The sequence below is a fragment of the Halobacillus dabanensis genome (genome assembly GCF_900114165.1).
GTDB classification, from domain to species: Bacteria; Bacillota; Bacilli; order Bacillales; family Halobacillaceae; genus Halobacillus; species Halobacillus dabanensis.
In genome coordinates this window covers 298,869-317,661 of sequence record NZ_FOSB01000001.1, presented here as the reverse complement: position 1 = coordinate 317,661, position 18,793 = coordinate 298,869, and the positions used below count along the sequence as shown (strand labels likewise).

17 protein-coding genes and 5 tRNA genes are annotated in these 18,793 nt (G+C 40.3%); 3 read left to right on the top strand and 19 right to left on the bottom strand.

All coding sequences use genetic code 11. The features are described from left to right. Window positions 1-95 precede the first annotated feature (95 nt). Complete coding sequence (locus tag BMZ58_RS01595; protein ID WP_075034796.1) at window positions 96-956, top strand: hypothetical protein; 861 nt, start codon at window positions 96-98, stop codon at window positions 954-956. Here the strand turns inward: BMZ58_RS01595 and BMZ58_RS01590 are convergent. The 5 genes from BMZ58_RS01590 to rpmG all read right to left on the bottom strand — a co-directional run bounded on the left by BMZ58_RS01590 (window position 950) and on the right by rpmG (window position 4,976). Further along, window positions 950-2,482 (bottom strand): rhomboid family intramembrane serine protease, encoded by a 1,533-nt coding sequence (locus BMZ58_RS01590; protein ID WP_075034795.1) that lies wholly within the window; start codon window positions 2,480-2,482, stop codon window positions 950-952. The two genes, BMZ58_RS01595 and BMZ58_RS01590, sit on opposite strands and share 7 nt — an antisense overlap. Before the next feature lie 203 nt (window positions 2,483-2,685). After that, on the bottom strand, window positions 2,686-2,871 hold the full coding sequence (locus tag BMZ58_RS01585; protein WP_075034794.1) for a hypothetical protein: 186 nt from the start codon (window positions 2,869-2,871) through the stop codon (window positions 2,686-2,688). Window positions 2,872-2,901: 30 nt separating this feature from the next. Further along, window positions 2,902-3,885, bottom strand: coding sequence for an L-lactate dehydrogenase (locus BMZ58_RS01580; protein ID WP_075034793.1), 984 nt, complete (start codon window positions 3,883-3,885; stop codon window positions 2,902-2,904). 88 nt (window positions 3,886-3,973) lie between these two features. Next, window positions 3,974-4,543: a 5-formyltetrahydrofolate cyclo-ligase gene (locus BMZ58_RS01575; protein ID WP_075035090.1), complete on the bottom strand. Its 570-nt coding sequence runs from the start codon at window positions 4,541-4,543 to the stop codon at window positions 3,974-3,976. 283 nt (window positions 4,544-4,826) lie between these two features. After that, window positions 4,827-4,976, bottom strand: a complete 150-nt coding sequence (gene rpmG, locus BMZ58_RS01570) for a 50S ribosomal protein L33 (RefSeq protein ID WP_035509116.1) — start codon at window positions 4,974-4,976, stop codon at window positions 4,827-4,829. A 182-nt stretch (window positions 4,977-5,158) separates the two neighbouring features. Here rpmG and BMZ58_RS21395 point away from each other — a divergent pair, with 182 nt between their 5' ends. Then, window positions 5,159-5,536 (top strand): hypothetical protein, encoded by a 378-nt coding sequence (locus BMZ58_RS21395; RefSeq protein ID WP_075034792.1) that lies wholly within the window; start codon window positions 5,159-5,161, stop codon window positions 5,534-5,536. Continuing rightward, window positions 5,533-5,979, top strand: a complete 447-nt coding sequence (locus BMZ58_RS20630) for an endolytic transglycosylase MltG (protein ID WP_083412467.1) — start codon at window positions 5,533-5,535, stop codon at window positions 5,977-5,979. Before BMZ58_RS21395 ends, BMZ58_RS20630 begins: the two co-directional genes overlap by 4 nt. Window positions 5,980-6,144: 165 nt before the next feature. On the opposite strand, the gene phoU is transcribed toward BMZ58_RS20630, so the two are convergent. The 14 genes from phoU to BMZ58_RS01490 all read right to left on the bottom strand — a co-directional run bounded on the left by phoU (window position 6,145) and on the right by BMZ58_RS01490 (window position 18,425). Then, the gene (phoU, locus tag BMZ58_RS01555) at window positions 6,145-6,801 is read right to left on the bottom strand and encodes a phosphate signaling complex protein PhoU (protein ID WP_075034791.1); all 657 of its coding nucleotides are present in this window, start codon (window positions 6,799-6,801) and stop codon (window positions 6,145-6,147) included. 22 nt (window positions 6,802-6,823) lie between these two features. Beyond that, complete coding sequence (gene pstB, locus BMZ58_RS01550; RefSeq protein ID WP_244151465.1) at window positions 6,824-7,672, bottom strand: phosphate ABC transporter ATP-binding protein PstB; 849 nt, start codon at window positions 7,670-7,672, stop codon at window positions 6,824-6,826. A 22-nt stretch (window positions 7,673-7,694) separates the two neighbouring features. Further along, window positions 7,695-8,573: a phosphate ABC transporter permease PstA gene (gene pstA / locus BMZ58_RS01545; protein ID WP_075034790.1), complete on the bottom strand. Its 879-nt coding sequence runs from the start codon at window positions 8,571-8,573 to the stop codon at window positions 7,695-7,697. Continuing rightward, a complete protein-coding gene (gene pstC / locus BMZ58_RS01540) occupies window positions 8,573-9,520 on the bottom strand; it encodes a phosphate ABC transporter permease subunit PstC (RefSeq protein WP_075034789.1) in 948 nt (315 codons plus the stop codon). Before pstC ends, pstA begins: the two co-directional genes overlap by 1 nt. 77 nt (window positions 9,521-9,597) lie before the next feature. After that, entirely contained in the window at window positions 9,598-10,593 is a 996-nt protein-coding gene (locus tag BMZ58_RS01535; RefSeq protein ID WP_075034788.1) for a PstS family phosphate ABC transporter substrate-binding protein, read from the bottom strand. Between the two features lie 200 nt (window positions 10,594-10,793). Continuing rightward, window positions 10,794-12,938 (bottom strand): peptidoglycan D,D-transpeptidase FtsI family protein, encoded by a 2,145-nt coding sequence (locus BMZ58_RS01530; protein WP_075034787.1) that lies wholly within the window; start codon window positions 12,936-12,938, stop codon window positions 10,794-10,796. 87 nt (window positions 12,939-13,025) lie between these two features. Continuing rightward, window positions 13,026-14,261, bottom strand: a complete 1,236-nt coding sequence (locus BMZ58_RS01525; RefSeq protein WP_075034786.1) for an MFS transporter — start codon at window positions 14,259-14,261, stop codon at window positions 13,026-13,028. Between the two features lie 98 nt (window positions 14,262-14,359). Continuing rightward, the gene (locus BMZ58_RS01520) at window positions 14,360-14,974 is read right to left on the bottom strand and encodes a superoxide dismutase (RefSeq protein ID WP_075034785.1); all 615 of its coding nucleotides are present in this window, start codon (window positions 14,972-14,974) and stop codon (window positions 14,360-14,362) included. Between the two features lie 172 nt (window positions 14,975-15,146). Next, window positions 15,147-15,219: transfer RNA gene (locus BMZ58_RS01515), tRNA-Phe, on the bottom strand. Window positions 15,220-15,263: 44 nt separating this feature from the next. Next, window positions 15,264-15,356 (bottom strand) — tRNA-Ser (locus tag BMZ58_RS01510). A gap of 13 nt (window positions 15,357-15,369) precedes the next feature. Beyond that, window positions 15,370-15,446 (bottom strand) — tRNA-Ile (locus tag BMZ58_RS01505). Window positions 15,447-15,449: 3 nt separating this feature from the next. Further along, a tRNA-His gene (locus tag BMZ58_RS01500) sits at window positions 15,450-15,525 on the bottom strand. A gap of 25 nt (window positions 15,526-15,550) precedes the next feature. Beyond that, window positions 15,551-15,627: transfer RNA gene (locus tag BMZ58_RS01495), tRNA-Met, on the bottom strand. Between the two features lie 1,160 nt (window positions 15,628-16,787). Then, window positions 16,788-18,425, bottom strand: a complete 1,638-nt coding sequence (locus BMZ58_RS01490) for a Na/Pi cotransporter family protein (RefSeq protein WP_075035087.1) — start codon at window positions 18,423-18,425, stop codon at window positions 16,788-16,790. Between the last annotated feature and the right edge of the window lie 368 nt (window positions 18,426-18,793).

Sequence of the window (18,793 nt, the reverse complement as noted above, 5' to 3'; positions counted from 1 at the left end):
TTTTCTGAATTCCTTAGCATGTCCCATCCAGCTCATTCATATCTTTCAATAGAGATACCCGACAGAACGATAGGATCCCTTAAGGAGATGGTTGTGTGAAAAAGGTGTGGTTATATTGGGTATTGGGGCCATTAGTTCTTGCGATCATGATTGCATTATATACGCATTATTATAAGGAAGAATCTGTGATTAAATTTTTCCCTCTAAACGACCAAAGTGAGTTCCATTCCTTTGGAACATCGTTGAATCTCGATACGAGGGAGGATGAGGATGAATATGAAGTGTTATGGAGTTTTTCGTCCGAAAGTGACAAACCGATGTACTTAAGACAGGACGTCTCCCTTTTATATGTAAATGGAAGGTTGAAGGGTGTTGTGACTAAATGGGAAGAAAACGCTACGGAAATAGAGAAAGAGACCTCCCTGCATGGCGAAGATAGTCAACGATTCCAAGCCATTTCTTTCCACCATGGAGAAATTCATGAAAAGGATGATCCGATCACAAGCATTCAAGCAACTTCCGGAGACCACTTATATGTTATTGACTCTCCTCATTCGAAGAACAAGGCATTCAAAACGCCAACAAATAAAGAAGAGGAAGCATGGCAGGAAAGGCTCGATCATACTATCCGTCAACAAATTGAAGTACAATGGGATGAACTTCTTACTCACTATGGAATAGATAAACAGAAATACACTCCCGTGCCGTTGACGGAACTAGTTGAATATGAAGACAAGCCTTTCCCAGGGACTAAAAAAGAAAACACCGAACGGATCAAGGGCCAACTTTGGGAAGGGTTGTATAAAAATTACGTATTGGGGATTACGGATACAAAATCGTCCCATCCCATTCAAAGTTATATTCCCTTAATCCTATTTGATAAGAAAGGAAAACATTTGATTGTCCTTTATGAAGATGATACAGGTACCAAACACCGTTTGATCCAGGCTTATTGACGTAGTTCATTATATAGTTTTTGAAAATCACTTTCTTCCGGGTTAAGTTCAGCGGCTCGTGCAGCATGCTCAGTCGCTTTTTCCTTTTCTTTCTTTTCCTGGTATAAGATAGCCAAGTTGTAGTGCGCCTCCGCCATTTCCGAGTTAAGCTCCACTACATGGAGCAAATCAGCCTCCGCAGCACCTAACTCTCCTTTCTGCATATAAGCGAAAGACCTATTGAATAGAAGAGGAGCTTCGTACTGACCTGGAGATTCTAATGCTTCACTCGTCTTTTCAATGACCTCTTCATAAGCACCTTGCTGATTTAACTCCTGAGTTTCCTGGACTTGAGATAATGTTTGTTCTCCGTTCATCCATCCGAAATGACCGATGGTGAACATACTACTTAGAGCTATTCCATAAGTGACCAGAGCAATAATCTGCATCTGTGGCTTTTTTTGTTTCGGCATACGCACTATTGCAGTTGCAAGGAAACCTCCGATCATCCCCCCGATATGAGCTCCATTATCTACCTGAGGGACAAGAAGTCCGAAAGCAATATTCAGACAGACAATGAAAATTAAATTCCATCCCATCGTACGGAAAAATAATTGCTTATATTGAACGCCAAAAAAGAGCAAAGCTCCAAACAAACCAAAGATAGCACCAGATGCACCTGCAGCTACGTGAGGATTAAGCATGAAGCTAGCAACTCCTCCAAACAATCCAGATAACATATAGATGAAGACAAACCGCCATGTACCGTAAAGCTTTTCCACTGCGGTACCCAAATAGAATAGTGCAAACATATTCATGAACAAGTGAAGGACACCTATGTGGAGGAACATCGACGTGGCGATCCTCCACCATTCCCCGTCTATGATTGCAGGATTGTACTTCGCTCCGTATTCAATTAAAGTCAATACAGATGTACTTTCGCCTACCCATTCAATATAAAGGAAGATAAGTATATTAATTGCAAGTAAAAAATAGGTGACCCGCGGCTTCCCATAGTCAAAAATGGACATGACACGCTTCCGTTGTTCTTGCTGTTGTTTCACAATCTGGTGCTTCAAATAAGGAAGCATAGCCTCTATTTCCGTTTCGCCCACTTCAAAATCAACGATTGGTACTTCCATTTGAAATAAATCGTAAAATGGAACTAGATTCTCTTTTTTATTTTCATCATCTAAGTAATACACATGAACAGGAAGTTTACTGGAAGATATATGTTCTGTAACATCCTCCCATTCTTCTACAGGTGGATATTCTGAAATATAAAAAGAATGTAACTTAACCTTTCCACCGCGAAACAGTTTCTTATTTTGAGTTAACTGCCTGTATGTTTTTTCAAGATCTCGTCTTAACTCGTTTCTCCAATTCATCTGTTTATGTGTTAACCGAATCACATGTGTTTGCCATTCGTGCTCTTTTTCCAACCATATTTCCCCACGCTCTGTATTCAAATTTAAAACTTGGAAATCCTGAGCGACAACTAGATCATACGTCAGCTTCCAAAGGTAATATTCTTGTTTAATGAACACATTCCATCCCCCTTCACTATTTTCATGATATCATTTGCTTTCACTGTCGAGCTATTGATGAGCATGATTCAAAGCTGAGGAGCTTCACCAACAACCTATGCAACAAAAAGTGACGAGTTTATATCCATAAGAAATACATTATCCCAGTAATTTTCCAGACATTGAAAAAGCCGTCAGGATAAAACCCTGACAGCTTATTGTATTCAACGTCCATGAAACATTTGAGAGAGAAACCTCTGCCGAATCCAGGGAATGTTCATGGATAAGCGGACAAGCAACTTTCGAAGATAAGGAACTTTAGTTACCATATCCAAAGCTTTATACCGATATCTATAAACAGTGGCCGTAATGGATCCTACCAATAGAACCCATTTGAACAATTGACGCATCTCATCCACCTCTTTTATTGTGGGATGCGTTTATTTTCTACTTATTTCCGAATCCTTATACATGGAGCTTTCCTTCAACGGTTTCATTGTTTCTTTTAAAACGGAAACGGATTTCTCGAACTTAAGTTTTTCTTCAGAATCAAGGTTCAGCTCGATGATTTCCATCACCCCTTGCCGATTCACAATCGCAGGTACCCCGATATAAAGATCATCAACACCGTATTGTCCATCAACATATCCGGAGATTGTTAATACAGCATTTTCATTATGAAGTATTGCCTTTGTCAGTCTGACAAGACCCATGGCGATCCCATAATGGGTAGCTCCTTTCCGCTCAATAATATGATAAGCGGCGTCCCTAACCTGTGCGAAAATCGTGTCAAGATCCTGGATATCGTACAAATCAGGGTGATCCTGTATTCTGTCGAAAACAGAACGACCTGCAACATTTGCATGACTCCAAACAGGTAGCTCAGAATCCCCATGCTCTCCTATAATATAGGCGTGTACATTACGAGTGTCGATGTTGAAGTACTCACTCAATTGAAAACGTAAGCGAGCCGTGTCCAGAATAGTCCCTGAACCTATTACCCGGTTAGCAGGTAGACCTGAAAATGTCCTTGTCATATAAGTAAGGATATCAACCGGGTTTGTAGCTACTATAAAGATCCCATCAAACCCACTTTCCATAACATTATTCACGATGGAGTGGAAGATAGCAGTGTTTTTTTCTAATAGATCCAGACGAGTTTCTCCCGGCTTTTGGTTCGCACCTGCTGTAATAACAACGATATCTGCATAAGCACAATCCTTATAATCACCAAACCATATTTTCTTATTGGCAGGAGCAAACGCTAACCCATGATTCAAGTCCATAGCATCGCCTTCAGACTTTTCTTTATTCAAATCAATCATAACAAGTTCATCAGCTACTCCTTGATTTAATAAAGCGAATGCATAGCTAGATCCAACCGCACCTGTACCAATTAATGCTACACGATTAACACGTTCCACAACTACCACTCCCTTTTTTGATTATCCTAATTTTACAACAAAACATTGCTCAATATTTCACAAAGAATGAAAATATGTGAACACATTGTTAAAATTGATAAGTAGATTGTATCCCAGCCTCTGTCAGGATGTATTCAACCCTTTGGTCATATTCTTCCATAGGCAATTTATCAATTTTTTGTTTGGTCGAAGCCACCATCATGGTTTTACCACGGTACCCTTCGATGAAACGATCATAGTAGCCCCCACCATATCCAATCCTATATCCTTTTATATCAAATAGAAGCCCAGGTACAAGTAGGAGTTCAATATCATCTTTCTCTATTTTGGAATCTTCATTCGGTTTCGGCTCTCTTAACCCAAAGTACACTCTCTCTAATTGGTCATAACTATCCAATTGATAAAACTGCATCTCTTTTTCTTTAGGCGAGCATTTGGGGACTACCATTTTCTTTCCCGCCCGCCATCCCTCTTCGATAATCGGTTCAGTCGACCATTCATGGGATTGAGATAAAGTGACACCAACGACCTTAGCTCTTTTCCAAAGTTCGCTTGCAAATAAGTGACGATGCATTTTCGCTTCCATTTCCTGGCGCTCTTTTACACTTATGGTACTAAGGATCTGTTTACCCTTGAACCTTAGTTCTGTCTTATCCATCTTCCCACCCCGTTTCATTTTTTCTAATAAGCTCCCTTATCTTGAAGACTCAGTTTCGAGATATTTTGTGAGTGGATGGGGGGGGAGCTCGCCAGATCCCCCACAGGATAGCGAGTAGCTTCCCGACCACTCCTGACTCTTCATACGGCAACGAATCCCCGGTTATCTCGAAATCGAGTCTTTAACAATCCTGCCATATTGTTGAATAAAAGTAATATGAAAAAAATAAAACAATATAACATGACTTATGTATAAAAAAAACAGTAGGAAAAAATCCTACTGCTTACTTCGTTTCACGGTGAAGCGTGTGCTTCCCAACACGTGGGCTGTATTTCATAAGCTCCAGACGCTCAGGGTTTTTACGCTTGTTTTTTGTACTAATATAATTGCGGTCACCAGTTTCGGTGCAAGCAAGTGTAATATTTACGCGCATTGTAATTCCTCCTAATCATAAAAACTTTTCACTGTCTCATCCACATTATCAGACTCATTTATAATATCAAAAACGTTACGTCCTTTCAAGTAGATATTCATCTAAAACGAGCGAAAAATCCCATAGCCACGCTTCTATATGTGTGTTATAAATAAACTTGGAATAATAAGGAGTGATTCAATTTGATCTACACCATTGCAACCATTGCATCAATCGGTATTGTTTTATTCATTCTATCTTTCTTTATGAATGACCGTATGAAAGAGCTGGAGAACCAGGTGGAACAAGTAAACATGACAATGATGCAACACAACTATCAAATGAAAAAGAAAATGAAAGTGCTAGAAGAAGAACTTCTAGCAGAGGATCTTACGGAAGAGATCATGAAGCAACCCTTGAAAAAGCACGACTCTTCGAGGGCATTGCCACTTGTGGATACGGTACAATCCATGTACAACAAAGGTTATAAAATCCATTACATAGCCAAACAAACCAACTTGAGTGAACACGACGTACACTCTATGGTAAAACAACAGCAAAGTGAGGGTTTACGAACATGAAACCCTGGATAAGGACATATGCTCTCGGTTTAATCACCGCAGCAGTCGCGATGGCTATCACTTTCTGGAATACAGAACCCTCCGTAACCGAAGTTGTTGAGGAAGAAATGAGTGAAGAAGATATGATTTCAAAACTTGAACAGCAAGGGTATCAGGTTGTAACGAAGGAGGAGTGGCAAGATTTTCAGTCGAAACAAGAATCCGCTGATGATTCTAAAAAGAGAGAAACTTCCGTGAATACTTTCTCCACTGATATAGCACCAGGAGCTACAATGGATAAAATCAGCCAAAAGCTTCTCCAGGCCAATATCATCGAGGATGCTGAAGCTTTCGAAATTTTCATGGAAGAGAATGATTACAGCCGATATATTCAAATCGGACAAGTTACTCTAACTTCTGAAATGTCTCACAAGGAAATTGCAGAAGCCATTACATCCAAATAGAAAAAACCGCGCCAGCTGTGGCTTTTCCATTGTAAATGAAGGGAGCTTTCTATGTTAAAGGTCTAGCTCGTGTCTTTAACTTGCCCCTTATGAAAATAAACCCTTTGTTAAATGAAATCGTAAAAAGGCATGAATCGAAACATTCGATTCATGCCTTCATTTCTATTAATTCAAATCATAGGTTCTTCCCTTCACCAGGTAAAAAATACTTTCACCGATGTTCGTTATATGATCAGCGAACCTCTCAATATACCTAGCTACATAAGCCATTTGCATGATGTGCTGAATTTGCTCAGGATTATTTGCCGTCAATTCCAGCATTTCCTTTACAATGGATCCGTATTTCTTATCTACAACATCATCCATATCAGCAAGCTTCTTCGCTAACGAAATGTCTTCATATTCAAAAGACTTGATTGCCACATCGACCATATCCATTGCAAGTATGGCCATTTCACGCAACTCAGGATCTACTTCAATCCCATGATTTTCCCCTAAATGAATCGTTGCTTTAGCAATATTTGTAGAATGATCGGCCATACGTTCTAGATCGCTAGAAATTTTAATGGCAATGATGATCCTTCTCAAATCCCCTGCTACTGGCTGTTGCTTCGCAAGCATCAAAATAGCATCATCGTTTATCGTTTCTTCCTTACGATCGATCAATGAATCATCATCCAGTATTTTTTTAGCAGCCTCCACATCCCCTTGATATAACACATGGATCGCTTGGTCAAGTGAATACTTAGCCTCAAGTGCTAACTCTTTAATTTGTTTCTTTAAATCCTCGAGTTCTTCTTCGAAATGAACACGCATTGACATGGATATCCCCTCCCTGAAAATATTAACCGAAGCGTCCAGTAATATAATCCTCTGTTCGCTTGTCGTGAGGATTTTGGAACAAGTCATCTGTGTCAGCAAACTCAATTAATTCTCCATTCAAGAAGAAAGCTGTTTTATCTGAAATACGTGCGGCCTGCTGCATATTGTGTGTAACAATAATTATGCTGTATTTTTCTTTCAACTCCTGAACTAGCTCTTCTACTTTTGCTGTAGAAATCGGGTCTAATGCTGAAGTCGGCTCGTCCATCAAGATGACATCCGGTTCAACCGCCAATGCACGTGCGATACAAACACGCTGCTGCTGTCCGCCAGAAAGCCCGTAGGCATTTTCATTTAGACGATCTTTCAGCTCATCCCAAATCGCAGCACCTTTTAAACTTTTCTCAACGATTTGATCTAATACTTCTTTCTTTTTTATACCATGGATTCTTGGTCCATAGGCTACGTTATCATAAACACTCTTAGGAAACGGGTTAGGCTTTTGGAAAACCATTCCTACCTTTGTACGGAGGTATTCTTCTTTATACTTATTGCTAAAGATTTCCTGATCACGATATTTGATTGAGCCGGAAGTTTTTACAATCGGCACCATCTCCACCATACGGTTTAATGTTTTCAAGAAAGTCGACTTACCGCAACCAGATGGCCCGATAATCGCTGTCACCTGTTTCTCTGGTACATCCATGCTTACTTCATATAAAGCTTGATCTGATCCATACCATAAGTTTAAGTCACTGACTTCGATAATATTATTGGCTTTCTCTTTTTTTATTCCCTCTTTATTCACCTCAGGCTTCGCTGATCCCTGATTTACTTTTTTATTTGTTTTTTCTTCCATTACTCCATTCATATTGAAACCCTCCTCATCTTAATTAAAGACGACGCTGAAATTTGTTTCTGATCAATACAGCAATTGAATTCATGATTAGTAGCACTGCTAATAGAACAATGATTCCTGCTCCTGCCACATACTGCCATTCTTCTTGCGGTCTACCTGTCCAGTTATAGATCTGAATCGGCATGGCCGTGTATTTAGCAAGTAATGACTCCGGCAGCGTGTATATAGCAGTGGCTGCTCCTACGATAATCAATGGTGCAGTCTCACCAATGGCACGTGACAAAGCGATAATTGCACCAGTCAGGATTCCCGGAATAGCAGCTGGTAAAATAACACGTGCAATGGTTTGCCATTTAGAAGCTCCCATCCCATAGGACGCCTCCTTGATTTCTGCCGGAACAGAACGGACAGCTTCCTGAGCGGCAACTACGATTACTGGAAGAATCAACAAGGCCATCGTTAAACCACCAGCAATAAGTGTATAGCCAAAGTTAAACATGTAAACGAAGAAAGTTAACCCTAAAAGTCCAAATACAATGGAAGGCACACCCGCTAAGTTTTGAATATTTACTCTGATAAACTCCGTAAATTTATTTTTAGGTGCGTACTCTTCCAAATAGATTGCTGTCGAAACACCAATGATCACGGAGACAATAGCGACGATAATCATTAAGAAAACTGAACCAATCAATCCAGCATAAATACCTGCTTCTTCCGGATATGGAGCTGGAAAGTTCAAAATATAATCAAGACTTAAATAACCAATTCCTTGAGTCAATACACGGTAAAAAAGTAAGACAAGAAAAACTAATCCAACTGCAGTAGCCAAGCCAAACAAAACCATAAGGATTTTGTTGATGGCTACTCTCCCTTCCATACGCTTCTTGATATTTTGTTCATTTTGGCCAAGCATCAATATTCCTCCCTGAACTTACGAGAAATGTACTGAGCAATTAGGTTCATAACAAGTGTAAAGATAAACAACGTCATACCTACTGCATACAAACTGTAATAAATGGTAGATCCAAATGTGGTATCCCCTGTTGCTGCTTGCACAATGAAAGCAGTCATCGTTTGGATTGATTCTGTGGGATTGAAAGTCAGATTAGGCGTCGCCCCTGCTGCAATGGTGACAATCATCGTTTCTCCAATGGCTCTTGAAATAGCAAGAACAATAGATGCGATGATTCCAGATAAGGCGGCAGGTAAAACCACTTTAAATACAACTTCTAACTTTGTTGCACCTAACCCATATGCTCCTTCTCTTAACGCATTAGGAACAGAGTTCATAGCATCCTCTGATAGAGATGCGACCATAGGAATAATCATGATACCGACTACAAACCCACCACTTAAGGCATTGAAAATCCCTAAATCAGGAATGAAGGATTGAAACATTGGAGTAATGAACGTCAATGCAAAGTACCCATAAACGACAGTCGGAATTCCTGCTAGGACTTCAAGAACAGGTTTAATCACACGTCTTACTTTATCATTTGCATATTCACTCAAAAATATGGCAGACATAAGTCCGAGTGGAACAGCTACCAGCGTAGCAATCAAAGTGATGAGTAATGTGCCACCAATCAATGGAGCAACACCATACTCACCAGACCATGGTGACCAGCTTGTACCTGTATAAAAATCAAATAAAGACACATTGGAAAAGAAGCCAATAGACTCTCTCAACAAAGTAAATAGTATCCCTACAGTTGTAAGGACACTAACTGCAGCACAAAGAAGCAAGAAAAAAGGGATGATTCTCTCTATTCTTTCCCCGAAACTTTTCTTCTTCTTATTTTTTTCAATCATTTGTTGAACATCAATCATTTTCCCCTCTGATTGTAACCCCTTGTCCATGTTAAAAACTCCTCTCATCCATAAGGCAAGGTGAGACTTAGATAAGTCCCACCTCCTTTGTTAGGTTTTCAAATCAATTACTCAGCCCAGCTTTTTGCTGTTTCAAGTTGCTCTTGATACTTATCTTCTGGAAGAGCTACATACCCTACTTCTTCCGCAGCTTTTCCAGCGTTGTTTAACATGTATTCTACGAAATCACGAACTTGTGTTTTTTCTTTATATGCATTCACATTTACATAAGTGAATAGTGGACGGGAAAGTGGTGTATAAGAGCCATCTTGTATTGTTTCAGGGTTTGGTTTTACAGCTTCATTACCATCTTCAGAAATTCCAAGAACTTTCAATACGTCTTCATTTTCAGCATAGTAGGCATAACCGAAGAAACCGATAGCGTTAGGATCGTTTTCTATACCACGAACAAGTACGTTGTCATCTTCAGAAAGCGTAGTATTTTCGCCTTCTTTCATCGGCTGTTCTTCAAGAATTACTTCATTAAAATAGTCGAATGTACCGGAATCATGTCCAGGGCTGAAAATTTTAATTTCTTCTTCTGGCCATTCTGGGTTGATATCAGACCACATTGTAGCATCTGAAGATTCAAGGAAGATTTGTTTCAGCTGATCAATTGTCAATTCATCGACGAAATCATTCTGTTGACTAACAACTACGGAAAGACCATCGTAAGCTAGTTCTAATTCTTCTAACTGAATGCCGTTTTCTTCAGCAGTTGCCATTTCTTCTTCTTTGATAGGACGAGAAGCATTACTTAGATCAATTTCCCCTACTGTGGATTTTTTGAATCCACCGCCGGAACCAGATGAGTTCACTGTCACATTTACATCAGGATGTTCCTGATTGTATGTGTAAGTCAGGTTTTCCATAATCGGGAATACAGTAGAAGAGCCATCAATAGCGATTGGTCCGGAAACTTCCTCAGAACCTTCGGCATTAGTACCTTCTTCTGTGTTGCTTTCATCTGCAGCAGTATCTTCATCAGATCCTCCGCATGCTGCAAGTACTCCTAGCACTAGGATGAACATAAACATAAGTGCGAACCTCTTAAAGTTTTTCATTTCCTTCTCCCCCTATTACATCTGAATTTTTTATCGTTGACGGCTTGGCCAACTCACATTTTCTATACTAACGAGGGAGTTTTAATGACATATGAATCAAACGTAAAGGTTTTGTAAATTGGCGATTTTTGTTGAATATGATTGGTATTTTTGGAGAGCCCTATTTATTTAAAACAAAAAAAAGAGTGATACGTGTCGTATCACTCCTCAGTTGCTTCTTCTTCATTATTATTCATCTCTACACCTTGCTCATTTCTTTCTTTCTTCAGTTCAAAGTAAGCTTGTCCTATCCTAGCGCCGATGTTGTTACTAATATCAAATGTACTTGTAGCATTTTCCCCAAGGTAAGGAGCTACAATCGAAAAAGCTATCTCAGGATCGTCGTGAGGAGCATACCCCACTAATGTTTTGTTCAACAGATCTCCATAAGTCGTCCTTCCGCCATCCTCATCGAAAACGGCTTTGAATGATTGTGCTGTACCTGTTTTGACCGCCATTCGGTATTTGGCGTACGGATCTTTGGAAAAAACATGACTGGCTGTTCCTTGACTCGTTTGAGCTACCTGCCTGAACCCTTCCTGTACCCTATCTATATAGGAAGAATCCATTTCCAGTTGATTCAATACCTCCGGTGAATAGTCCTTATAAACAGGACCCAAATCACCATCCATAGAAGGGTCGTGTATGCTCTTAACTAAACGAGGGCGCATGCGGTCCCCCCCATTAGCAATTGTCGATACATACTGATTCAATTGCATAGCTGTATAAGAACTGAACTGCCCAATGGAAAAGTCTAAAATTTGACCTGGTAATGTTTGGTTTCCTGTGACCCCTATTCCCTCATAAGGAAAATCGATTCCTGTTTTTATTCCTAAACCAAATTGATTAAAATTGTACGTGAACTTTTCAAAAGTATTATCCTTTAATGAAAGACCATTCATATTATATTGATTGCTATACTCCCCTCCGAGGTACATGGCAAGAAAGTACATATATACGTTTGACGATTGTTGCAATGCTTGTATATCGTTGACTGTACCTATGTTGGATGTATAAGAACCTTTTTGACTCCCGCCAATCGTGATCGGTCTATCATTAATCCACGTACTTGGGGATACGGCACCCTCATGCAGCCCCGTCAAAACGGTGGCACCTTTGACAATGGAACCAGGCATATAAGCATTGTAGATGGCCTGGTGAGAGGTATCTGAGAACCTTCCCTCCCCATCTTCAGGGGAACGATTATATGTTTGTCCACTAATAGCCAGAATTTCTCCTGTGTTCGGGTTAGAAACCACAGCTATCGCATTGTCTAAATGACGATTTGCTGCCGGTGCCTTACGAATCGCCTTTTCTAATTCTTCCTGGACAATCTTGTTCACTCTTTCTTGAAGCTCCATATCTATAGTAAGAACAAGGTCTTTACCCCGTTGCCCTTCGCGAATAACTTTTGAATTTATTACATTATTATTTTTGTCCGTCTCATATTGTACTTTTTCCTTCGTTCCTCTTAGTACATCTTCATACTGTTGCTCAAGACCACTAGTTCCCACGCGGTCGTTCCGGCTATAGTCTAAGGACATAAAATAATCTAACTCATCACGTGGTACTCCTTGCTCTCTTGAAGTTATGCTACCGATATAACTCTGAAAAGTTGATCCAAAAGGATAAGTTCTTTCCCAATCAGAAGTAACATTAATTCCAGGTAATTCAGCCAAGTGTTCCGCAACGACAGAATATTCTTTCTCTGTTATATCTGAGTTCTTCAACACATGTGGAGCTAAGGCATAAGCTTTATCTAGTTCCTTTTTAATAGCGATGATTTCTTTGGTCTGATTATCATAACCTGAGATTTCTTCTTCTGTAATACTATCTAATTGCAGTTGATATACTTCTCCATTATCTAATTCCGAGGTATCTTCATCCTCAATCCGAGCTACTACCTCATTTTTATTCTTTAGGAAGAAGTATTCCTTAAGGTCACGATCTGTCAGTTTCCCTTCATATTCCATATCGATATATTGAGCAATTTCCTCAGCCAATTCCAACTTTTCGTTAGCTTGTACACCTTTTGGCGGAGTATAAGTTATGGAATACAGGGGCTCGTTGTCTACAACGACACGACCATACCGATCATAAAACTCCCCCCTTGGTACAGGGATGCTCGTTGTTGTATTTTCGGTACGATCAATTTCGTCCTGCGCCTCTTCCCCGTTAAGGATCTGAACAACACCTAGTTGTAAAATAATCCCTGCAAATAAAAGAAACACAACAAAAAACACCACGTTCAACCGGAAAGGAAGGTGTGATTTATGTTTCCATTTATTTTTGTTCTTTTTTCCCATGAGCTCCTCTCCTTCATTAAAAATCCTTTATCCATTATAGCATCTTTCCAACACTACAGGATAGACGAAGCTCAAGGGATATTGGTGTCAATTGTGTGAAGTCCCAGCCATTTTCGTGTCAATTCCTTTGATAAAGAAGTAGATAAAAAAGTGCCCCCCACCTACAAGAAGTAATATATACGGAATACCTGTTTCAGGTTGAATCATAGTAATCGCCATTAAGAAAGTCAGAATAGACAATATCCTCCCTAAATCCAAGAAAATTTCCCGAACTACAATATACTCTATTCTCATTTCCCCTGCATTCCATGATTTTCCGATCACATCGTATGTTAGGGACAAATAAGGAACGTAAAACAAAGGGAAGAAAATTCCTGCAATACCCGCATAAACAAGTAAAAGTGACATGGAATCACCAATTAATAAAATTAACACACTCAAATATAGGGATAAGCCTGAAATAAATATTGCTTTTTTTCGGCGACGGGGTTTAATCCATTGACTTACTAAAAAGAAGAATAAGAATGAGAAAGCTGAATACACCAAATTAAATACACCTAAGAAGAGCTCATCATTCGTCATTAAAAAAATCCAAATAGATACAGCAAATAAAAATGTCCCTTCACGAAAACCTTGAGAAATGTGGGCATTCAAAATTTTGTTCCAATTCGGATTATGTTTTCTTTCCATAACAATTCTTCGAAAAGAAAAATTACCTCTGGCTTTTCTTCTGGACAAACCAAAGCTGACCATAACTGCGACAATAAAGAGGCCGAAAGATATGGCAAAGATAACGGTATACCCTGTGAAATTATTCAAGCGAGAAATAATAAAACCAGCCAAGAGAGGACCTGTCATCCCGCCAAGGGATTGAAGTACTCCCAGGAAGCCATTAAAGAAATCCCTTGTATCAGGTTCAGTAATTTCAAAAGTCAATACATTATAGGCCAGCCAATAAAATCCGTAACCTACACCTAACAATGAACCCAATAATATATTGAATGTTGCCGCCCTTTCGCCTACGAGAAGTACAGTTAAAAAAAACAAAGAGAGAACGATTACTCCTGTCCTCAATACGATGACACGATCGATTCGCTTGGCACACTTCCCAGCTAATATGAAGGTCAATGGTTGAAGTATATATATACTTAAATTATAGAGAGCAATATCGGTATAGCTATTGGATTGCTTCCATAAATAAATATTCACAAAAGTACTGGATAGAAATATGCCTAGGGAGTATAAGCCTCCAATAAGCAGTAACAGCAGTAAATCCTTTGATACATTTTCGCGGCTGAGCCACGCGCGCAGCTTACTCACCATAACCATGTCTCCTTTTTGTTCTTCTTTAGTGTTTTCAGAACAAAAGGAGATATACAAAAAGAGAGGCACGGATATAATCCGTACCTCTCTAAAAAAACTTATTTAGCTGCGTCGTAACGCTTCGCTACTTCGTCCCAGTTAACAACGTTCCAGAACGCTGAAACATAATCAGGACGACGGTTTTGATAATTCAAGTAGTATGCATGCTCCCATACATCAAGACCCAAAATCGGAGTTTTACCTTCCATAATCGGAGAATCCTGGTTAAGTGTATCGATTACTTCAAGGTTACCATTATTGACTACTAACCAAGCCCAACCTGAGCCGAAGCGACCTTTAGCAGTTTCTTCAAATTTTTCTTTGAACTGATCGAAACCTCCGAATGTATCATTGATTTGCGTAGCAAGGTCACCAGTAGGTTCTCCGCCACCATTCGGGGACATAATCGTCCAGAAGAGGCTGTGGTTTGCATGGCCTCCACCGTTACGGCGCACAGCTGTACGGATATCTTCCGGAACAACGGAAAGATTATTGGATAATAGTTCTTCCAATGATTTATCCTGAAGCTCTGCGTGACCTTCAAGAGCATTGTTCAATTTCGTAACATAGCCGTTATGGTGTTTCGTATGGTGGATGTTCATTGTTTCCTTATCGATAGTAGGTTCTAGAGCGTCATAAGCGTAAGGTAGTTCTGGTAGTTCAAATTTAGCCATAATGTAACTCCTCCTTTAAATAATATGTAAAACGGAAAGCCTTTCCGCTTCACATTTTACATTATCAAACCCCAAAATGAGTTGCAAATTATTTGCATCACGATATTAACAATTCCCTCACAAGTTATTTTCAAACATAAAAAAACAATCAGATTAACTGATTGTTTAAGAGTGGCTCGGGACGGAATCGAACCGCCGACACACGGATTTTCAGTCCGTTGCTCTACCGACTGAGCTACCGAGCCATATTATTATGTTTCAATTTTCATCCGCAGTACTATTATGTAGATGGCGGAGGAGGAGGGATTCGAACCCCCGCGAGCCGTAAAGCCCCTGGCGGTTTTCAAGACCGCTCCCTTCAGCCAAACTTGGGTACTCCTCCGTATCTATATAAATGGTGGACCCTGCAGGACTCGAACCTGCGACCGATCGGTTATGAGCCGATAGCTCTAACCAGCTGAGCTAAGGGTCCACATGGGGCGGTTGATGGGAATCGAACCCACGAATGCCGGAACCACAATCCGGTGCGTTAACCACTTCGCCACAACCGCCATGTTTTTATATTGGAATATGTAATGGTAGCGGCGGAGGGGATCGAACCCCCGACCTCACGGGTATGAACCGTACGCTCTAGCCAGCTGAGCTACACCGCCATTTCTTTTGTCCTCTGTAAGCGACTTAATTAATATAACATGCCTTATTGATTCTGTCAACATTTTTTCTGTTACGAAATCAGCGACAAAAATAATATAGCATGGCTTTAAATTGGTTTCAAGGATTTTTTAGGAATTTATTTTAAAAATCCCTTTTTATTTATCCAATAACCCCACCCTCCCCTAAAGCTCCCTATTCCTTAAGACTCAGTTTCGAGACTTTAGGGGGGGTTTAGGGTCTACCGGAAAAGGTTCGTCCAGTTCCATCGCCCAGGGCGATTCCGCATTTGAACACTTTTCATGGGGCGGGCGGTGAGCCTCCTCGAGCTAAGCTCTACGGGGTCTCACCTGTCCCGCAGATCCCAGTTCTTAAACCATTGGAGTCTTTATTTTCAGTGGGAGATCATAAACCATGCTATCCAGCTCCAGTGCCTATCGGCTAGTGAGACTTCCTTCGCTTCTGTACAATAAGTCAACATCGAATCGCTACGCTCTTCGTGTTTCCTTTATCTCCTCCAGCTCTAGGCTAGTTCCGGTGTCTAGCCTCTCGAGGTCTTAGGCCTCACAGGAAGCGGGGTCGTTCGGTGTTGCAACAGGAAGTTGCGAACTTAACCGAACTTCTTTACTAGTCATTTCAGGAAGAAGAACACTCCCTGTAATGATTGTTCTTAAGCTTGGCGAGGCTCATCAAGACACCTCCACATTTGAATATCCAGTCCATACGCCGCTGATCAAGGCACTTCCGCTTTCAAAATAGGAGTCTCACCGGTTCCCTAATTTCATGACCTTTGGTGTCTCGCCAGTCTATCCTTTCCCGAAGGAGTCTCCTCATCCCCCACCTCCCCTTGCCGTATGAGTTACTTGAAATCAGCCACCAACAACTTTGCCATGAGAAGGGCGAAATATCACTTCAGGCCTGTTACTACAACAATGTCCTCTGCATACAGCTCTCTGTACTTGAAAGTGGTTTCGAAATACTTATCATGGAAAGGGGCGTGACCGAGGAGGCTTGCCGTCTTCCCCGCGGAAAGCGACTTATCCCCCACCTCCCCTTATCCCCAATAAAAGTCTCGAAATCGAGTCTTCCAGAATACTGCCACTTCGTTTAATAAATCGGAATAAAAAAAGCGGCTGGAAACTTCAGCCGCTGCTTTTACTTACTATAAACTTTCTTTTTCTCCAAGGACTTCTTCTGCAATGTTTACCGCATGATCACCGATACGCTCTAAGTTACTGATCATATCGACAAACACGATACCTGCTTGTCCAGTACATACACCTTCATTTAGACGAATAATGTGTTTCTTACGGTAACTACGCTCCATACGGTCTATTTCATTTTCCTTCTGAACAACCGCTAACGCTTCTTCCCTACTCATAGTTTGTAGAGATTTTGTAGCTTGTTTGACTGTCATTAACGTAAGATCAAACATTGTATTCAAGTCTTCTATCGCTTGCGGTGTCAGATATACTTTGTTGGAGTTCTTGTAGTCGATGAGCTCAATGATATTTTCAAAATGGTCTCCGATTCTTTCTAAATCTCTTACGGAGTCCATCAAAGCAGAGTGTTTATGACTTTCTTCATCTGTAAGAGAGGCTTGAGAAAGATCCACAAGGTAGTCTGTAATTTTACGATCAAGATTGTTAAGTGCATCTTCGATTTGCATCGCAAGTTCAGAGTGCTTTTGTTGCTTATTATTTAAATAAAGACTGGTTTCTTCAAGTCCTTTATACGCATACTCTCCCATGCGCAATACTTCTTCTTTAGCCTGATCTAATGCAAGGGATGGAGATTGCTCAATAAAAATCGGGTCAAGGTGTTGCGGTTTATGATCAATTAAAGATTCATCACCTGGGACAAGTTTAATAACAACCCATGCAAGAACTGCAATAAACGGGAATTGTACAATCGTATTTGCAATGTTGAAAGAACCGTGTGCAAACGCAATGGTCATTTCCGGTCCTAATTCCATGCTTGTCTGTAACCAATTCACATACCTTTCAAAGGGAATTAAGAAAATTAAGAATACAGTGGCACCTAAAACATTAAAAATCACGTGAGCGAAAGCAGCACGCTTTGCTCCAACACTAGCTCCGATAGAAGCAAGTACTGCAGTAATGGTAGTTCCGATATTATCCCCGAACAGTACAGGAATAGCTGCTTGCAAATCCACTAGCCCTTCACCTAGTAAAGTCTGTAATATACCAATGGTAGCACTGGAACTTTGGACTATAACTGTGAATAAGGTACCAACAATAACTCCCAGGATTGGATTATCACTCATACTTACCGTCAAATCTTGGAAAGCTTGAATGGATCTAAGCGGCTTCACTCCCCCGCTCATAACTTCGAGTCCAAAGAACAATGCCCCCAGACCAAATATCGTTTGTCCAAAATTTTCAACTTTTTTACTTTTGAAAAAGAACAGAAGGAATGCTCCTACAGCTAGAATCGGTAAGCCATATGCCTTAATATCAATACCTATAATGAATGCGGTCATGGTCGTACCAATATTGGCACCCATAATAACACCAATGGCTTGTCTAAATGTCATAAAACCTGCATTAACTAGCCCCACTGTTAATACAGTTGTTGTACTACTACTCTGCACTAAAATTGTAACGACAGTACCTGCAATGACTCCCATCAAAGGGTTGCTCGTAAAACGATCCAATAGTTCCCTCAACCGGTCTCCCGCTGTTCGCTGCAGTCCATCTGCCATAAATTTTAACCCAAATAAAAAGATACCGAGTCCACCGATGAATTCAAATATCATCTGTTGCACATCGACTTCCATTTCCTCCACCCTTTCTTCATCCAAGTTCAACATTTTTCTCTTTATTAAAACAACCTCATTCATATTAACGATGGAAAATCCTTTTGTAAAGGCAATTGTTGAATCTTAACATTAAATTTACAATCCACTAATCCACTTCGAAAACCACATGGTCTTTAAGGTTAGACTTCCCCCCTTTCTCTCATTTTAATACGTGGAGGAAAGGGTGCTTATTCCTTCTTATACCCCTTGCAGAAGCTTTGTAAATCATCATTATGGTGCTTTTTGTTAGTCACTAAGCGTGAGAGGGGAAACCAGGTCTTAAACTGTCAATGTTGAGACCATCTACCATAATCTTTCCCACTAAAAAAACACTCCATTTCCTTTGT

Bases quoted from the DNA above. Each gene is read 5' to 3' on its own strand.
- BMZ58_RS01585 (WP_075034794.1), bottom strand. From the start codon at position 2,871: ATGCGTCAATTGTTCAAATGGGTTCTATTGGTAGGATCCATTACGGCC.
- BMZ58_RS01575 (WP_075035090.1), bottom strand. From the start codon at position 4,543: ATGGATAAGACAGAACTAAGGTTCAAGGGTAAACAGATCCTTAGTACC.
- rpmG (WP_035509116.1), bottom strand. From the start codon at position 4,976: ATGCGCGTAAATATTACACTTGCTTGCACCGAAACTGGTGACCGCAAT.
- BMZ58_RS20630 (WP_083412467.1), top strand. From the start codon at position 5,533: ATGAAACCCTGGATAAGGACATATGCTCTCGGTTTAATCACCGCAGCA.
- phoU (WP_075034791.1), bottom strand. From the start codon at position 6,801: ATGTCAATGCGTGTTCATTTCGAAGAAGAACTCGAGGATTTAAAGAAA.
- pstB (WP_244151465.1), bottom strand. From the start codon at position 7,672: ATGAATGGAGTAATGGAAGAAAAAACAAATAAAAAAGTAAATCAGGGA.
- pstA (WP_075034790.1), bottom strand. From the start codon at position 8,573: ATGCTTGGCCAAAATGAACAAAATATCAAGAAGCGTATGGAAGGGAGA.
- pstC (WP_075034789.1), bottom strand. From the start codon at position 9,520: ATGGACAAGGGGTTACAATCAGAGGGGAAAATGATTGATGTTCAACAA.
- BMZ58_RS01535 (WP_075034788.1), bottom strand. From the start codon at position 10,593: ATGAAAAACTTTAAGAGGTTCGCACTTATGTTTATGTTCATCCTAGTG.
- BMZ58_RS01530 (WP_075034787.1), bottom strand. From the start codon at position 12,938: ATGGGAAAAAAGAACAAAAATAAATGGAAACATAAATCACACCTTCCT.
- BMZ58_RS01525 (WP_075034786.1), bottom strand. From the start codon at position 14,261: ATGGTGAGTAAGCTGCGCGCGTGGCTCAGCCGCGAAAATGTATCAAAG.
- BMZ58_RS01520 (WP_075034785.1), bottom strand. From the start codon at position 14,974: ATGGCTAAATTTGAACTACCAGAACTACCTTACGCTTATGACGCTCTA.
- BMZ58_RS01490 (WP_075035087.1), bottom strand. From the start codon at position 18,425: ATGGAAGTCGATGTGCAACAGATGATATTTGAATTCATCGGTGGACTC.